The 15,610-nt window shown below is 71.0% G+C and carries 14 protein-coding genes; 7 read left to right on the plus strand and 7 right to left on the minus strand.

Features of this window, described 5'->3' with window-relative positions; genetic code table 11:
• Positions 1-102: 102 nt before the first annotated feature.
• The gene (locus tag C503_RS0131545) at positions 103-1,353 is read left to right on the plus strand and encodes an MFS transporter (protein WP_018686227.1); all 1,251 of its coding nucleotides are present in this window, start codon (positions 103-105) and stop codon (positions 1,351-1,353) included.
• A 131-nt stretch (positions 1,354-1,484) separates the two neighbouring features.
• On the opposite strand, the gene dapF is transcribed toward C503_RS0131545, so the two are convergent.
• The 3 genes from dapF to C503_RS0131560 all read right to left on the minus strand — a co-directional run bounded on the left by dapF (position 1,485) and on the right by C503_RS0131560 (position 4,938).
• Positions 1,485-2,318 (minus strand): diaminopimelate epimerase, encoded by an 834-nt coding sequence (gene dapF / locus C503_RS0131550; protein WP_425393547.1) that lies wholly within the window; start codon positions 2,316-2,318, stop codon positions 1,485-1,487.
• A gap of 992 nt (positions 2,319-3,310) precedes the next feature.
• Complete coding sequence (gene miaA / locus C503_RS0131555; RefSeq protein ID WP_033401261.1) at positions 3,311-4,228, minus strand: tRNA (adenosine(37)-N6)-dimethylallyltransferase MiaA; 918 nt, start codon at positions 4,226-4,228, stop codon at positions 3,311-3,313.
• Complete coding sequence (locus C503_RS0131560) at positions 4,225-4,938, minus strand: class III extradiol ring-cleavage dioxygenase family protein (RefSeq protein WP_018686230.1); 714 nt, start codon at positions 4,936-4,938, stop codon at positions 4,225-4,227. The genes miaA and C503_RS0131560 overlap by 4 nt, the downstream gene beginning before the upstream one ends.
• 238 nt (positions 4,939-5,176) lie before the next feature.
• Here C503_RS0131560 and C503_RS0131565 point away from each other — a divergent pair, with 238 nt between their 5' ends.
• Positions 5,177-6,667 (plus strand): DUF349 domain-containing protein, encoded by a 1,491-nt coding sequence (locus C503_RS0131565; RefSeq protein WP_018686231.1) that lies wholly within the window; start codon positions 5,177-5,179, stop codon positions 6,665-6,667.
• Positions 6,668-6,904: 237 nt separating this feature from the next.
• Here C503_RS0131565 and C503_RS0131570 read toward each other — a convergent pair whose 3' ends face one another.
• Both C503_RS0131570 and miaB read right to left on the minus strand, forming a co-directional pair.
• Complete coding sequence (locus C503_RS0131570; RefSeq protein ID WP_018686232.1) at positions 6,905-7,384, minus strand: Rv2732c family membrane protein; 480 nt, start codon at positions 7,382-7,384, stop codon at positions 6,905-6,907.
• The gene (gene miaB / locus C503_RS0131575; protein ID WP_018686233.1) at positions 7,381-8,841 is read right to left on the minus strand and encodes a tRNA (N6-isopentenyl adenosine(37)-C2)-methylthiotransferase MiaB; all 1,461 of its coding nucleotides are present in this window, start codon (positions 8,839-8,841) and stop codon (positions 7,381-7,383) included. The genes C503_RS0131570 and miaB overlap by 4 nt, the downstream gene beginning before the upstream one ends.
• A gap of 94 nt (positions 8,842-8,935) precedes the next feature.
• Between miaB and C503_RS0131580 the strand changes: the two genes are divergently transcribed.
• Complete coding sequence (locus C503_RS0131580) at positions 8,936-9,877, plus strand: TAXI family TRAP transporter solute-binding subunit (RefSeq protein WP_033401256.1); 942 nt, start codon at positions 8,936-8,938, stop codon at positions 9,875-9,877.
• On the opposite strand, the gene C503_RS0131585 is transcribed toward C503_RS0131580, so the two are convergent.
• Both C503_RS0131585 and C503_RS0131590 read right to left on the minus strand, forming a co-directional pair.
• A complete protein-coding gene (locus C503_RS0131585) occupies positions 9,874-11,286 on the minus strand; it encodes a sensor histidine kinase (RefSeq protein ID WP_018686235.1) in 1,413 nt (470 codons plus the stop codon). The genes C503_RS0131580 and C503_RS0131585 overlap by 4 nt on opposite strands.
• Positions 11,287-11,321: 35 nt before the next feature.
• The gene (locus C503_RS0131590) at positions 11,322-11,999 is read right to left on the minus strand and encodes a response regulator transcription factor (RefSeq protein ID WP_026316896.1); all 678 of its coding nucleotides are present in this window, start codon (positions 11,997-11,999) and stop codon (positions 11,322-11,324) included.
• 192 nt (positions 12,000-12,191) lie between these two features.
• On the opposite strand from C503_RS0131590, the gene C503_RS0131595 reads away from it, so the two are divergent.
• From C503_RS0131595 to C503_RS0131610, 4 genes are all read left to right on the plus strand, one after another.
• Entirely contained in the window at positions 12,192-12,920 is a 729-nt protein-coding gene (locus tag C503_RS0131595) for an amino acid ABC transporter ATP-binding protein (protein WP_018686237.1), read from the plus strand.
• A 91-nt stretch (positions 12,921-13,011) separates the two neighbouring features.
• Positions 13,012-13,893 (plus strand): glutamate ABC transporter substrate-binding protein, encoded by an 882-nt coding sequence (locus C503_RS0131600; RefSeq protein WP_026316898.1) that lies wholly within the window; start codon positions 13,012-13,014, stop codon positions 13,891-13,893.
• Positions 13,894-13,965: 72 nt separating this feature from the next.
• Positions 13,966-14,613 (plus strand): amino acid ABC transporter permease, encoded by a 648-nt coding sequence (locus C503_RS0131605; protein WP_018686239.1) that lies wholly within the window; start codon positions 13,966-13,968, stop codon positions 14,611-14,613.
• Complete coding sequence (locus tag C503_RS0131610) at positions 14,610-15,494, plus strand: amino acid ABC transporter permease (protein WP_018686240.1); 885 nt, start codon at positions 14,610-14,612, stop codon at positions 15,492-15,494. Before C503_RS0131605 ends, C503_RS0131610 begins: the two co-directional genes overlap by 4 nt.
• Positions 15,495-15,610: the final 116 nt, after the last annotated feature.

The raw sequence follows: 15,610 nt of genomic DNA on the forward strand, positions 1-15,610 counted from the left end.
GGGTCGCCGCGCGGCGGGCGGGACTGGGCGTGCTCACCGGCCCAGCCTACGGCGGTGGATAAAGTGATTGACAGTTTCCAATCACTCCCGGATCCTTGCGCCGTGACCACCACACTCCGCACCCACCCCGGCTTCCGGCGGCTCTGGACCGGCGACACAATCGCCCAGTTCGGCACGGCCATCGGCCAGGTCGTGCTGCCGCTGCTGGCCGTCGGCGTGCTGCACGCGACCCCGGCCGAGATGGGTGTGCTCACCGCGGCCGAGACAGCCGCGTTCCTGCTCATCGGCCTGCCCGCAGGCGCCTGGGTGGACCGGATGCGGCGGCGGCCGCTGATGATCCGGATGGACCTGGCCCGCGCGGCCCTGCTGCTCAGCGTGCCGGTGGCGGGCTGGCTGGGCGTGCTCGGCTTCCCGCAGCTGGTCGTGGTGGCGCTGCTGGTAGGCGGTTGCACGGTGTTCTTCGACGTCGGCTACCAGTCGTACCTGCCGTCGCTGATCGGCCGCGAACACCTGATGGAGGGCAACGCCCGACTCCAGGCCAGCCAGTCCGTCGCGATGTTCGGCGGCCCGGCGCTGGGCGGCGTCCTCACCCAGCTGGTGGGCGCGGTGTCCAGCCTGCTTGTCACCAGTGTGGGTTACCTGTCGTCGGCGTTCTTCCTGTCCCGGATCACCACCCCCGAACCGGCTCCGGAACGCCCCGCCAACCCCAACCTGCGCGCGGAAGTGCTGGAGGGGCTGCGGTTCGTGTTCGCCGACACCCGCCTGCGCGCCATCGTCGGTTGCACGGCCACGTGGAACCTGTTCTTCGGTGTGCAGAACGCGGTGCTCATGCTGTTCCTGGTGCACGACCTCCGGCTCGGCGGGACCGCGATCGGCCTGGTGATCGGCAGCATGGGGGTCGGCGGCGTCCTCGGCGCGCTGGTCTCCGCCCGGGTCATCCGCGCGCTGGGCCAGGCCAGGACCATCTGGGTGGTCACCACCGGCAGCGCGCTGGTCAGCCTGGTCGCCCCACTGGCCCGGCCGGGCTGGTCGGTGTCCCTGCTGGTCGTGGGCTTCCTCGCGGTCAGCTCCGCGTCGGTGATCTACAACGTCGCCCAGGTCAGCTTCCGCCAGGCACTGTGCCCCGACCACCTGCTGGGCCGGATGAACGCCAGCGTCCGCTTCCTGGTCTGGGGCACCATGCCCCTGGGCGGCCTGCTGGGCGGCGCCCTCGGCGAATGGCTCGGCGTCCGCTCCACGCTGTGGGTCGCGGTGCTCGGCTGGATATCGGCCTGCCTGTGGGTACTGCTGTCCCCACTGCGCACGACCCGCGACCTGCCGGTGGACGCGTTACCCACGGCGGCCGAGTCCTGAGGCCCCGGTTCGCGAGACACCCGGTCGCGGCGAGCTACCAACTCACTCGCTGCCGGTCGGCGACAACGGTTCAGGGGGTTAACGGTTCAGGGGGTTAACGAGCCGGGCTCGCGGCTGGCCATACCCCTGCCTCAGGCGTGGGCCGCCCACCAGTCGTCGGAAATCTCGCCCTGGGCGACGAAAACGGCCGGGCCGGTCAATGTGCTGCCATCGTCGGTGATGGACACCCGCACCGTGCCACCGGGAATGTGCACGGTCACCGTGCCCGTCCCCTGCCCCCGCGCGTCCAGATGCGCCGCCGCCGCCGCGACCGTCCCGGTTCCACACGACCGCGTCTCGCCCACACCCCGCTCGTGAACACGCATCCGCACCTCGTCGGGCCCGATCGGCTGCACGAACTCCAGGTTGACGCCGTTCGGGAACACCGCGCCGTCGAACCCCGGCTGCACGGTCAGGTCCAACGGCTCGACCCCGTCCACCACACACGCCAGATGCGGATTCCCCACATCGATCCCGAGCCCGGCGAACGCCACCCCGCCAACCGTGGCCGTCGACCGCCCGGTGACCCGCACCCGTCCCATGTCGACAGTGACCATCCCGGCGCCGTCCACGGTCGCGGGCCTCATCCCCGACCGGGTCCCGACCGGGATCTCCGGCCCCTCGGCCAGCCCGGCATCACGCAGGTACCGAGCGAACACCCGCACCCCGTTGCCGCACATCTCCGCCACAGACCCATCCGCGTTGCGGTAGTCCATGAACCACACGTCGCCATCGATCCCGGCCGGGGCATCCCGCAACGCCTTAGTCCGCACCACCCGCAACACCCCGTCGGCCCCGAGCCCCCGCCGCCGGTCACACAGGGCACGGACACGGTTGTCGGTCAGGTCCAGGTCACCATCAGGATCGGGCAACAACACAAAGTCGTTCTCCGTCCCGTGCCCCTTGCAAAACGCGATCGCCACCAGCACAGCCTACGACCATCACCGCCGTTCCCCATCCACAGCCAAGATCATCATCTGCGCGCAGGACCTGCACCTGCCGGTAGAATGAAACTCGGGGGTCCCCGGCGACTTGTCCACAACGGGCCGATCCATCCACAACCCGCCACCCTCCGCTTGACTTGGCAAGGGCAGACACCCACCCACGATCAAGATCGTCGGCCCGGCTCTCCCTGTACCCGCGCCACCTGGCAGCCCGTTCACCCGGCGTCCGTCCGCATTCCCGCACAAACATCACCTGCGGACGCGACACCCGCCGACGCCGCCGGACGCCTAGCCCGGTCGCCCAGCCTGGTCGCGGTAACACCCGCCGACCATCTCCGGCCCCGGCCAACGACGCACAGGTACCGGTCGCGTCCGCCAACCCGGACCGCCAGGTCGGAGTGGACAACCGAGTCCCCACAGACAGCCGCAAGGGCTCGGACGACTCAAGATCGCCCCGCGCAGTGCGCTTCCTTGGGCCAGGGCACCTTCGACGCCACCAGCTCAGCGCCCCCAACGGCCTGCCGCAGAGCCGCCGCAGATGGCGAACAGCCGGACACCGGCACCAGCAACCTGGGCCGAGCCAGGAGCCCCCGCGACCAATCCGGGCCACACCCAAAGCCCACCACTCCCAGGGGGATCCCCCGCAGCCATTTTACCAGGCCAAGGGCCGAAAAGATCTTCCATCGGGAAGTTCTCGATCTATCTGTGGATAACTCTTGTCGCCCGACGGAATGAATCTCGGGCGTGATCAACAGCATCGACACAGGTCATGGCCACGCAGTTCACCCGCCATGATCAAAACCCGAGAATGAGCCGCAGGCGGTCATTGACAGAGCAGAAATGCAAACGGCAGCCCCACCACAAAACCCGCCGCTCCCAAGGGGGATCCCCCCACGGCCATTCTACCAGGCGGGAGTGGTTGTGGATCTTGGGAATAAGAGCGCGGGGGCGGGGCTGTGGATAACTTGTGTCGCTCAGGCGGGTGAAGTTTGCGAGGCGATGACCGTCAAGGCGGCGGCCACGAGGTCGGGACGGGAGGCGTCGAGCCAGGTCAGGCGGGGGTCGCGGCGGAACCAGGAGCGTTGGCGGCGGACGAAGCGGCGGGTGGCTCGGGCGGTTTCCGCGGCGGCGGTCTCGAAGTCCTCGTCGGCGTCCAGGGCGGTGAGGACCTGTTGGTAGCCGAGGGCTCGCGAGGCGGTCCGGCCGTCGCGGAGACCGTGGGTGACCAGAGTTCGGGTCTCGTCAACCAGGCCGTCGTCGAACATGCGGGTGACGCGGAGGTCGACGCGGGTGTCGAGGTCCTCGGCCGGGCGGTCGAGCGCGATCATGACCAGGTCGTAGCGGGGCGGGCCGGGGCGGGGCATCGTCGCGGAGAATGGGCGGCCGGTCAGTTCGATGACCTCCAGCGCGCGCACGACGCGGCGGCCGTTGGTCGGCAACACGGCCTCGGCGGCGACCGGGTCCAGGAGCGTCAGACGAGCGTGCAGTGGTGCGGCGCCGACGTCGGCGAGTTCGGCTTCCAGGCGGGCGCGGATGGCCGGGTCGGTGCCGGGGAACTCCAGGTCGTCGACGACCGCCTGCACGTACAGGCCCGAGCCGCCGACCAGCACCGGGACCCGGTCGTGGGCCAGCAGGTCCTCGATCGTGGCCCGCGCGTGACGCTGGTAGGCGGCGACGGAGGCGGTCTCGCGCACGTCGAGCACGTCCAGCAGGTGGTGCGGGACGCCGCGACGCTCGGCGGGGGTGATCTTGGCGGTGCCGATGTCCATGCCCCGGTAGAGCTGCATGGCGTCCGCGTTGACGACCTCGCCGCCCAGTCGTTCGGCCAGGGCGACGCCGAGGTCGGACTTGCCGGTGGCGGTCGGGCCCACCACGGCGACGGCGACGGTCACGCGGCCGTCCACACCGCGAAGTGGTAGGCGACGCCGAACGGTGTCGACATGCTGGACTCGGTCGCCTGCCAACGTCCACCCACCGCGCGCACGACCTCCGCCAGCACCTGCCACGGCGCGCGGCCCACCGCGCCCAGTTCGGCGGCGAGGTCCGGGTCGATGGCGCTCAACCGGTCCACGTCGACGGCGGCCAGTGCCGCGGCGATGTCGGCGTCGAAGGCGTCCGCCCGGTCGTCCGGCCTGCCCACGGCGCGTTCGCCGTGCCGGTGCGAGCCGTCGCCGAGGACAAGCAGGTCGACGGGGTCCGGGCCGGACAGCTCGGTCGCCATCCGTTCGCCCTCCGCCACGCACCCGGCGGGTGACAGGTCGGCCGGGATGACACGGACGGTCGCCTCCTGCGCGCCGACCTCGCCCCGCAGCCAACCCGCGACCAGCGCGGGCAACGGCAGTGCCGGGTCGGCGAAGGTCGGGTCGGCGGCCGGGCCGAGGCCGACGCGGACGTCCACGCCGAAGCCGCGGAAGGTGCCCGCGACCTCGGGCCCGTACCGGCCGGGCACGCGGTCCGCGCCCAGCACGAACCAGCGGGGGCCGAGCCCGCGGACGATGCCCAGGCAGGCGGCCCGGACGGCGGCCGCGTCCCGGTCGCCCGCACCGGTCAGTTCCGGCACGATCAGGGGCGGATGAGGCAACACGGCGACGCGGCGGATCACGGTGGCGAGATTACTGTCCGTCGAACAATCTTGGCGTGCGTGGCCCACGGGCAGCGCCTTTTGCGGCACCATGATGACCATTGCGGCCCTCCGGAGTACCCAGGCGCCCCGTGACCTGTTTGAATGCGCCCGGGTACCCCGGAAGTCGCACGGCCCGAGGGCCGTTCGCACAGTGCTGGGCCCCGCGCGAGCGGGGCGCCCGCGGTCGACGCGGGCACGCAGGCAGGAGGAGTCGGCCATGACGGACAAGGACGAGCGCGCCGAGGCGGCGGTGGACCAGGACGGTGCGGCGGCACCCGCCGAGGACGTGCCGGTCACCGCCCCCGACGAAGCGGCTGCGGCGGAGACGGTGTCCGCGGAGACGGTGTCGACCGAGGCAGCGCCGGGGGAACAGCTCGCGGACGCGACACCCGCCGACGCCGTCCCGGCACCCAGCCCGGTCGCGGTGGCGCCTGCCGCTGCCGCCCCCGCCGTCCCGGCCCCGACCGACGGCGCGCAGGTGCCGGTCGCGTCCACCGACCCGGGCCGTTGGGGCCGGGTGGACGCCGAGGGCACCGTGTACGTGCGCACCACCGACGGGGAGCGCTCGGTCGGCTCGTGGCAGGCCGGTGAGCCGGAGGAGGGCCTGGCGCACTTCGCGCGCCGGTTCGACGACATCCGCACCGAGGTTGAGCTGCTGGCGTCCCGGCTGGCGTCCGGCTCCGGCGACCCCAAGCAGGCTTCGACCAACGCCCGGCACGTCAAGGAGAGCCTGGCCGAGCTGCACGTGGTCGGCGACCTGGTGGCGCTGGAAGCGCGCGTCGACCAGGTGATCGCGGACGCGGCGGTGGCCATGGACAAGGCCAAGCACGCCCGCGAGGAGGCCCGCGCGGGCTCGGTGGCGCGCAAGCAGCAGCTGGTCGACGAGGCCGAGAAGCTGGCCGAGGAGTCCACCCAGTGGAAGTCCGCTGGCGACCGGCTGCGCACGATCCTGGACGAGTGGAAGACGATCAAGGGCGTCGACCGCAAGACCGACGAGCAGCTGTGGCGGCGGTTCTCCAAGGCCAGGGACACGTTCAACCGCAGGCGCGGCTCGCACTTCGCCGACCTGGACCGGCAGCGCGCCACGGCCAAGACCCGCAAGCAGGAACTGGTCGACGAGGCCGAGCGCCTGTCCGAGTCGGACGACTGGGGTCCCACGGCGGGCCGCTACAAGGACCTGATGGTCGAGTGGAAGGCGGCGGGCCGCGCCCCCAAGGACGCGGACGACGCGCTGTGGCAGCGCTTCCGTGCCGCCCAGGACGCCTTCTTCGCCCGCCGCTCGTCCGTGTTCGACGAGCGGGACGCGGAGTACGCGGACAACGCGCGCAAGAAGGAAGACCTGCTCACCGAGGCCGAGAAGATCAACCCCCAGGGCGACCTGGACGGCGCGCGGGCCCACCTGCACCGCGTCCAGGAACGCTGGGAGGAGATCGGCAAGGTCCCGCGCGAACGCATCCGCGAGCTGGAAGGCAGGCTGCGCGCGGTCGAGGAGAAGGTCCGCACGGCCGCCGACGCCCAGTGGCGCCGCACCGACCCGGAGGCCGAGGCGCGCGCCGCACAGTTCCGGGAGCGGGTGCAGCAGTTCGAGGCCCAAGCGGCCAAGGCCCGCGCGTCGGGCGACAAGCGGCGTGCTGAGCAGGCTGAGGCTCAGGCCGCGCAGTGGCGTGAGTGGTTGGCGGCGGCGGAACAGGCTGTCGCCAGTCGTTGAGATTGTTGTTGCTCGGTGGCCCTCGTCCTTGGTGGACGGGGGCCATTGTGTTGTTCGGGTTGTCCACAGCGGCTTGGGTTATCCACAGTTCTCGACTGGGCGATATTGACAACACGCGCAGTCCGGCAGGCTCCACTGCCAGTCGGCCCGCCCCCTGGTTGGGCGGGGCCTGCTTTCCGAAGGCATGAGGGGGCGGATTGGGGGGCGCGAGCCGGGTGAAGGAGTTCAGGGGGGCGGTCAGGGGTCGCGGCGGGACCAAGCGGTGCGGAGCCAGAGGGCGGCGAGGATGATGACGGCGGCCTCGCTGATCGCCAGGCCGATGCCGGGGCCGGGCGAGGTCATGCCCGCGGTCGACTGGCGAGTCCAGATGGCCAGGAGGCCGTCGACGGCGGCGAACCAGCCGCCCAGGGCGGCTATCCAGGTGAGGGTCCAGCGGCGAAGGGTGAGGGCCAGGGCCGAGGCGCCGATGCCGAAGGCGAGGGAGGTGGCGGCGAAGAGGCGGGGGACGGCGCCTGCCTTGCCGGTGGCGTCGCCGGTGGCAAGGAGGACCTGCCAGCCTGCGGCGCTGCCCATCCACGGGAGCAGGTAGCCGACCAGCAGGACGAAGACCAGGATGGCCAGGGCGATGGCGCGGCCGCCGAGTTCCATGGGCATCGCGCGGCGTTCCACCGCGTCGATTTCCTCGCGGAGGGCGGACATGTCCGGCTCGGAGGTCATCCGCAGCCTCCCGCTGGGGTCGGGGTGGGGGTGCCGAAGCCGGGAAGGCCGAGGCTGACGCCGGGGGTCTTGGGGCGTAGGCCTGCCGCGTGGTTGTCGCCCGCGCGGGTGCGGCGGTGGGTGACCAGGGGGCCGTCGGCGACCAGGTGGTGGGGAGCGGCGTAGGTGATGGTGGCCTCGACCACGTCGCCGGGGCGGATGTCGCGGTCGCCGGGGGTGAAGTGGACCAGGCGGTTGTCGCGGGCGCGGCCGCTCATCCGTCGGGTGTCCGCGTCCTTGCGGCCCTCGCCGGTGGCGACCAGTACCTCCACGGTGCGGCCGACCTGTTCCTTGTTCAGCTGCCAGGCGATGTCGTCCTGCAGCTCCACCAGCCGGTCGTAGCGTTCCCGCACGACCTCCTTGGGGAGCTGGTCGGGCATCGACGCGGCGGGGGTGCCGGGGCGTTTCGAGTACTGGAAGGTGAACGCGCCGGTGAAGCGGGACTGGGCGACGACGTCCAGGGTGGCCTGGAAATCCGCCTCGGTCTCGCCGGGGAAGCCGACGATGATGTCGGTGGTGATGGCCGCGTCCGGCATGGCCGCGCGGACCTTGTCGATGATCGACAGGTAGCGGGCCGAGCGGTAGGAGCGGCGCATCTCGCGCAGCAGGCGGTCGGAGCCGGACTGCAGCGGCATGTGCAGCTGGTGGCACACGTTCGGCGTCTCGGCCATGGCGGCGATGACGTCGTCGGTGAAGTCCTTCGGGTGCGGGGAGGTGAACCGGACCCGTTCCAGACCGTCGATTCCGCCGCAGGCGCGCAGCAGCTTGCCGAAGGCGAGCCGGTCGCCGAACTCGACGCCGTAGGAGTTGACGTTCTGGCCGAGCAGGGTCACCTCCAGCACGCCCTCGGCGACCAGCGCGGACACCTCGCCCAGGATCTCGCCGGGGCGGCGGTCGCGTTCCCGGCCGCGCAGCGACGGGACGATGCAGAACGTGCAGGTGTTGTTGCAGCCGACCGAGATGGACACCCAGCCCGAGTGCGCCGAGTCGCGACGCGCGGGCAGCGTGGACGGGAAGACCTCCAGCGACTCCAGGATCTCCACCTCGGCGCGCCGGTTGTGCCGGGCGCGCTCCAGCAGGACGGGCAGCGAGCCGATGTTGTGCGTGCCGAACACCACGTCCACCCAGGGGGCGCGGCGGACGATCTCGCCGCGGTCCTTCTGCGCCAGGCAGCCGCCGACGGCGATCTGCAGGTCCGGGTTGGCGGTCTTGGCGGGGGCGAGATGGCCCAGGTTGCCGTACAGCTTGTTGTCGGCGTTCTCGCGCACCGCGCAGGTGTTGAGCACGACCACGTCGGCCTGCTCGCCCTCGGGTACGGCGACGTAGCCCGCGTCCTCCAGCAGGCCGGACAGCCGCTCGGAGTCGTGGACGTTCATCTGGCACCCGTAGGTGCGGACTTGGTAGGTGCGCGTGCTCATCTCGGGATCCGAGGGTACGCCGGGCGCGGGAACCGGTCGGCACCCGCCGGTCGTTTCCGGCCACCGGGCGCCCCGGGTCTGGCACGATCGAGCAATGGCACGCGGACGACGTCGGGTGGGGGCGCTGGCGGTCGCGGTGATCGCGCTGGCCGCCCTGCTCAGCGGGTGCGAGACGCAGTTCCCAAGCGTGCGGCTGCGGGTGGCGGCGGGCAACCAGCAGGGCGTGTACAGCCTGATGGGCACCTACCTGGCGGGCGCGTGGCAGGCCAGGCTGGGCACCGAGCAGCCGGAGGTGATGATCACCGGGGGCTCGCCGGACAACATGGGCAGGCTGCTCGGCGGGCAGGCCGACATCGCGTTCAGCGCCGCCGACGTGGCCGCGGAGCCGACCGGCGGGAAGACCCAGCCGCGCGCGCTGGCCCGCATCTACGACGACTACCTGCACGTGGTGGTGCACGACGACGGGCGCATCCAGACCCTGTCCGACCTGCGCGGCATGCGGGTGGCGATCGGGCAGCGGAACTCCGGTGTGGAGTTCATCGCCAAGCGGGTGCTGGCGGTGGTCGGCCTGGACAAGCCGGGCATGGTGTCGACCGAGTCGATGGAGCTGACCACCGCGACGGAGAAGTTCAAGCGCGGCGAGCTGGACGCGTTCTTCTGGTCCGGCGGCCTGCCGACGGACGCGATCTCGACATTGGCGAACAGCACCACGATCCGGCTGCTGGACCTGGGCGACGACCTGCCCAAGCTGCGCACGAGGTACCCGGTCTACAACGCGGCCACGATCCCGTCGTCCACCTACCACCTGTCCGGCCCGTCGGTGAACACCCTGGCGGTGCCGAACTTCCTGCTGGTCACCTCGGACATGTCCGACGACCTGGCGGAGGCGCTGGTGCGGGAGTTCTTCGCGGACGTGCCCGCGCTGGCGAAGGTGACCCCGGCGGCGCTGTCGATAGATATCCAGTCCGCGATCGAGACCGATCCGATCCCTTTACACCCGGGCGCGGCTCGCTATTACCGAAGCGAAAAAGTCTAGTCGGCGGGTAGGTCGACTGTCACGCGGAGGCCGCCGCCGTCGGGCAGGTCGAGGCGGAGGTCGCCGCCCGCGTGGGTGACGATGCGGCTGACGATGGCCAGTCCCAGCCCGGATCCGGGCACGTTCTGGTGGGAACCGCTGCGCCAGAACCGGTCGGTGGCGCGTTCCAGTTCCTCCGGCCTCAGTCCCGGACCGTGATCACGCACGGAGACACGCACGCGCTCCTGTCCGTCGCCGTTGCCTTCCACTGCGATGGAGACCCGGACAGCGCCACCGTGCGGCGTGAACTTCAACGCGTTGTCCAGCAATGCGTCCAGAATCCCGTCCAGCCCCCGGGCAGGCACCAGCGCGCGTACGCGGCCTGCCGTGCCTGCGGTGTCGAGGGCGATGTCGCGGGTATCGGCGACCACGCGCCAGTCCGCGACGCGGTCGGCGACCACCTGGTCGACCTCGGTGGGCACCAGCTCCCCGCCGGTGTTCTCCGCGCGGGCCATGGCGAGCAGCTCGTCCAGGATGCGGTTGAGCCGGTCGGCCTCGGCCGCGGCGGCGACTCGGTGGTCGTCGGCCTCGTGGTCGACGTGACCCTCCAGGTTCACCAGCCGCAGCTTGAGCGCGGTGAGCGGGTTGCGCAGCTGGTGCGAGGCGTCGGCGACGAACGCGCGTTGCGCCGCCAGGGTGTCGCCCACGCTGGCGGCCATCCGGTCGAACGCGCGGCTGAGCTCGCGCAGCTCGGGCGGGCCGTGCTCGTCACCCACGCGTTCCGCCTCGCGGCCGCTGACCACCGCGGACACCAGCGAGCCTGTCGCGTCCTCCAGCCTGCGCACGGGCCGCAGGATCCACCGGATCACCGGCATCGCGAGCAGCAGTGCCAACGCGAACGCGAGAACGCAGCCCGCGCCGATGAGCAGCCACCACCACAGCATCCGGTCCCGGCTCCGGTCGGTGGGCGACACCGTGATCACCGCGCCGCGTACGTCGCCGTCGACCAGTACCGGACCCGCCAGCACCAACGGTTCCCCGTCCCACGGCAGCAACAACGGGCCGGGCGCGGGGCGCTGGCCCGCGAGCGCGGCACGCATGGAGTCGTGCACGCCCTCGGCGGCCGGATCGATGTTCGGCGCGCCCGCCACCGGACCGGAACCGACCGTGGGGCGGCCGTTCTGGTCGACGATCAGCACGGAGATGCCGTAGAGGTCGGTGTAGCGGCGCAGCTCGTCGGCGAGCGACGCCGGGGTGCCGTCGATGAGCGGGCGCTGCGCCATGGAGGCGAACCGGGTGGTGTCGGCGAGCCGGTCGAGGTAGAGCTTCTGCTGTTCGGCACCGGCGACCGCGAGCGCCAGCGGCACGCCGAGACCGGCCACCAGCAGCGCGACCACGATCCACACCATGCCCAGCAGCCGAGTGCGCATCCCCGCCCTCCCCCGAACGCCAGTAGGTGCTCCCGCTAGGCGAGTCTGCCCGGTTGGGCCGACAAGCGGTACCCGACCCCGCGAACGGTCTCGATGAGCGCCGGGCGGCCGAGCTTGGTGCGCAGCGTGGCCACGTGCACGTCCAATGACCGGTTCTCCGCGGCGCCCGCCCGGCCCCACACCTCGGCGAGGATCTGCTCCCGTTCGCACACCGCGCCGCCCGCCGCCACGATCAGCGCGAACACCTGGAACTCCTTGCGCGACAGGGCGATTGACGCACCGTCCACAGTGACCTCGTGCCGGTCGAAGTCCACCCGGGTGCCGGACAGCTCGACCACGCCGGACGGCCCGCCGCCGCGGTCGGTGCGGCGCCTGCGGACCGCGTGCACGCGCGCCACCAGCTCGTCCACGTCGTAGGGCTTCACCAGGTAGTCGTCGGCGCCCGCGCGCAGGCCGAGGATGCGGTCGTCGACCTCGCCGCGGGCGGAGACCACGATGATGGCGACATCGCTGCCCGCGCGGATCTGTCGACACAGGACGACCCCGTCCACATCGGGCAGGCCGAGGTCGAGCAGCACCACCTCGACCTCGCCGACGAGGTCCAACACGCCCGCCCCGGAGGCCAGTCTGCGCACCGCGAGACCGCGCCGGACCAGCGCCGGGACCAGCGCGTCGGCGACCCGGTCGTCGTCCTCCACGAGCAGCACTCGCACCGTGTTCCTCGCTTCCGCGGCCGGATGACCGTTCCGTGTGACAGAGTTGAGACCCTAAGTGTTGCTCAAGGACCGTGTGCTTGGTCACCGAGTCGGAGTAAGTTTCCGCCGACACCCGCCCACGGCCTGCGGGAAACCGACACGCTCGCGTCCGCGGAGGAGAAGATGACCGCCTCGACCACCGCTCCTCCCATGATCAGGATGGCCTCGGTGCAGAAGCACTTCGGCCCGTTGCACGTGCTCAAGGACATCGACCTGGAGGTGCCCAAGGGGCAGGTCGTGGTGGTGCTGGGGCCGTCCGGCTCGGGCAAGTCCACGCTCTGCCGGGCGATCAACCGGCTGGAACCGGTGGACTCCGGGGTGATCGAGGTCGACGGCAGGCCGATCCCGCAGGAGGGCCGCGAGCTGGCCAGGCTGCGCGCCGAGGTCGGCATGGTGTTCCAGTCGTTCAACCTGTTCGCGCACAAGACGATCCTGGAGAACGTGATGCTCGCGCCGGTCAAGGTGCGCAGGCAGCCCGCGGCGGAGGTGCGCAAGTCGGCGCTGGAGCTGCTGGAGCGGGTGGGCATCACCAACCAGGCCGACAAGTACCCGGCGCAACTGTCCGGCGGCCAGCAGCAGCGGGCGGCGATCGCCCGCGCGCTGGCCATGCGCCCCAAGGTGATGCTGTTCGACGAGCCGACCTCGGCACTGGACCCGGAGATGGTCCAGGAGGTGCTGGACGTGATGACCGGGCTGGCCGCCGACGGCATGACGATGCTGGTGGTCACGCACGAGATGGGGTTCGCGCGCAAGGCCGCGAGCCGGGTGGTGTTCATGTCCGAGGGCGAGATCGTCGAGGACAGCACCCCGGAGGCGTTCTTCACCGCGCCGAAGTCCACCCGCGCCAAGGACTTCCTCGGCAAGATCCTCACGCACTGACCCGCGCGCGGGTGGTTCCCGCGCCCGGCCTCGTTCCCCCCGGCCCCGAGCCGACACGTAGACCGTCCAACAGATCGGGAGAGCAGAGACGATGAGGATGCGTAGCCTGGTAGTGGGGCTGCTCGCGACCGGCCTCGCGCTGACCGCGTGCGGCAAGGAGGTGGCCCCGTCCGGCCCGTCCACCACGGCCGCCGCCGCGACCGGGGTGACCGTGACCGGGTCGCCCACGTTCGACCGGATGACCAAGGCCGGGAAGATCACCATCGGGGTCAAGGAGGACCAGCCGGGCCTGGGCTTCCGGGACCCGACGACCAACCAGTTCTCCGGGTTCGACATCGAGATCGCCCGGCTGGTGGCGGCGAAGCTGGGCTTCGACGCCGGCAAGATCAACTACAAGGTCGTGCAGAGCGCGGGCCGCGAGCAGGCCATCATCAACGGCGACGTGGACATCTACGTCGGCACCTACACGATCAACGACAAGCGCAAGCAGCAGGTCTCCTTCGCGGGCCCGTACTTCATCGCGGGTCAGTCGCTGCTGGTCCGCAAGGACGACTCGTCGATCACCGGCAAGGACACCCTCAAGGGCAAGAAGGTCTGCTCGGTGACCGGCTCCACCCCGATCGGGCGGATCCGCGACCAGCAGCTGACCGAGCCGTCGAACATCGTCGAGTTCCAGGGCTACTCGCAGTGCGTGGACAAGCTCGTGGCCAAGGAGGTCGACGCGGTCACCACCGACGACGCCATCCTCAAGGGCTACGCCGCGCAGCAGAACGACCTGCTCAAGGTCGTCGGCGAGCCGTTCTCCAAGGAGCCGTACGGCATCGGCCTGGCCAAGGACGACAAGGCGCTCCGGGACAAGATCAACGACATCCTGCAGGGCGCGCTGGACGACGGCACCTGGCAGTCGACCTACGACTCGACGCTGGGCAAGTCCGGCTCCACGGCCACCAAGCCGACCCTCGACCGCTACTGACCGACCACCGACCGGCAGGTGCCCGCGCCGCGGGTGCCTGCCGGTCCGGTTCCCCCGGGTGGAGCCAGGACCATGGGCGTACTGACCGACAACCTCCCGCTGTTCCTCGGCGGCTTCCGCACCACCGTGCTGCTGTTCGCGGTCGCCGCGGTGGCGTCGCTGGTGTTCGGCACGATCCTCGCGATGCTGCGCGTGTCGCCGGTGCCGATCCTGCGCGGGCTGGGCACGCTGTACGTGACCGTGGTGCGCAACACCCCGCTCACGCTGGTGTTCCTGTTCTTCATCTTCGCCTACCCGCTGTTGGAGATCGTCAAGCTCTCCTACTTCACCGGGGCCGTGGTGGCGCTGTCGGTGTACACCTCCGCGTTCGTGTGCGAGGTCGTGCGCTCGGGCATCAACACCGTGCCGGTCGGCCAGGCCGAGGCGGCGCGCGCGCTAGGGCTGAACTTCGGGCAGATCCTGGGCTCGGTGGTGCTGCCGCAGGCCATCCGGGCGGTGGCGCCGCCGATGATGAGCACGCTGATCGCCCTGTTGAAGAATTCCACGATCGCCGCCGGTTTCTCGGTGGCCGAGGCGGGCGCGATCCGCCAGGTGCTGTCGGAGAAGGGCGAGAACCAGCTGCTCGCGCTGATCTGGGTGGCGGTCGGGTTCATCCTGCTGGTCATGGTCCTGACGCTGGTGCAGCGGGCCCTGGAGAAGCGCTGGAGCCGTGCGCGATGAGCAACGTCCTGTTCGACACCCCCGGTCCCCGCGCGCGGGTCCGGCACCGGCTCTACGGCGTGCTCGGCGTGCTGGCGGTCGCCGGGCTGGTGGCGTTCGTGGTGTGGCGGCTGGCCGACAGCGGCCAGTTCACCGCGGGCAAGTGGCAGTGGCTGCAGTACAAGCAGGTCCAGGAGAGCCTGGGCCGGGCGGTGCTGAACACGGTCAAGGCGTTCGCCCTCGGCGCGGTGCTGGCCATCGTGTTCGGCGCGGTGTTCGCCGCGGGCAGGCTGTCCGAGCACCGGGCGGTGCGGGTGGTGTCGGCGTTCGTGGTGGAGCTGTTCCGCGCGATCCCGCTGCTGATCCTGATGTTCCTGTTCTACTACGGCCTGCCGGTGGCGGGCATCCACATGACCCCGTACTTCGCCGTGGTGCTGGGCCTCATGCTGTACAACGGCTCGGTGCTGGCGGAGGTGTTCCGGGCGGGCATCCAGGCGCTGCCGAAGGGGCAGAGCGAGGCCGCGTACGCGCTGGGCATGCGCAAGACGCAGGTGATGGTGCTGGTGCTGCTGCCGCAGGCGTTGCGCACCATGCTGCCGACGATCATCAGCCAGCTGGTCGTGCTGCTCAAGGACACCGCGCTGGGCTTCCTGATCACCTACGAGGAGCTGCTCAACTACGCCCGCTACATCGGCTCGATCTACTCGTTCGGCCCGGTCGAGGCGCCGGTGTACTTCTACCGGCCGATCGTGCCCACGACGATCGTCATCGCCGCGATCTACATCACGTTGTGCCTGCTGCTGACCCTGCTGGCGAACCGGTTGCAGCGGCGGGAACGCCGCAGTCGCAAGCACATCAGCGCACCTCCACAGCCCACGCAGGCGGAGGTCGCGGCCGCCTAGCCGGACTTCGTTGCATTCGCGGCAACTTCACGGTGAACGTGTTGAATTCCCTTGCCGCGTCGGCCTTTCACGCTCCTCCGGCGTCCCCTTAGGCTGACGGGGTCCAAGCGCGAGAC

It is taken from the genome of Actinokineospora enzanensis DSM 44649, from assembly GCF_000374445.1.
Classification (GTDB): domain Bacteria; phylum Actinomycetota; class Actinomycetes; order Mycobacteriales; family Pseudonocardiaceae; genus Actinokineospora; species Actinokineospora enzanensis.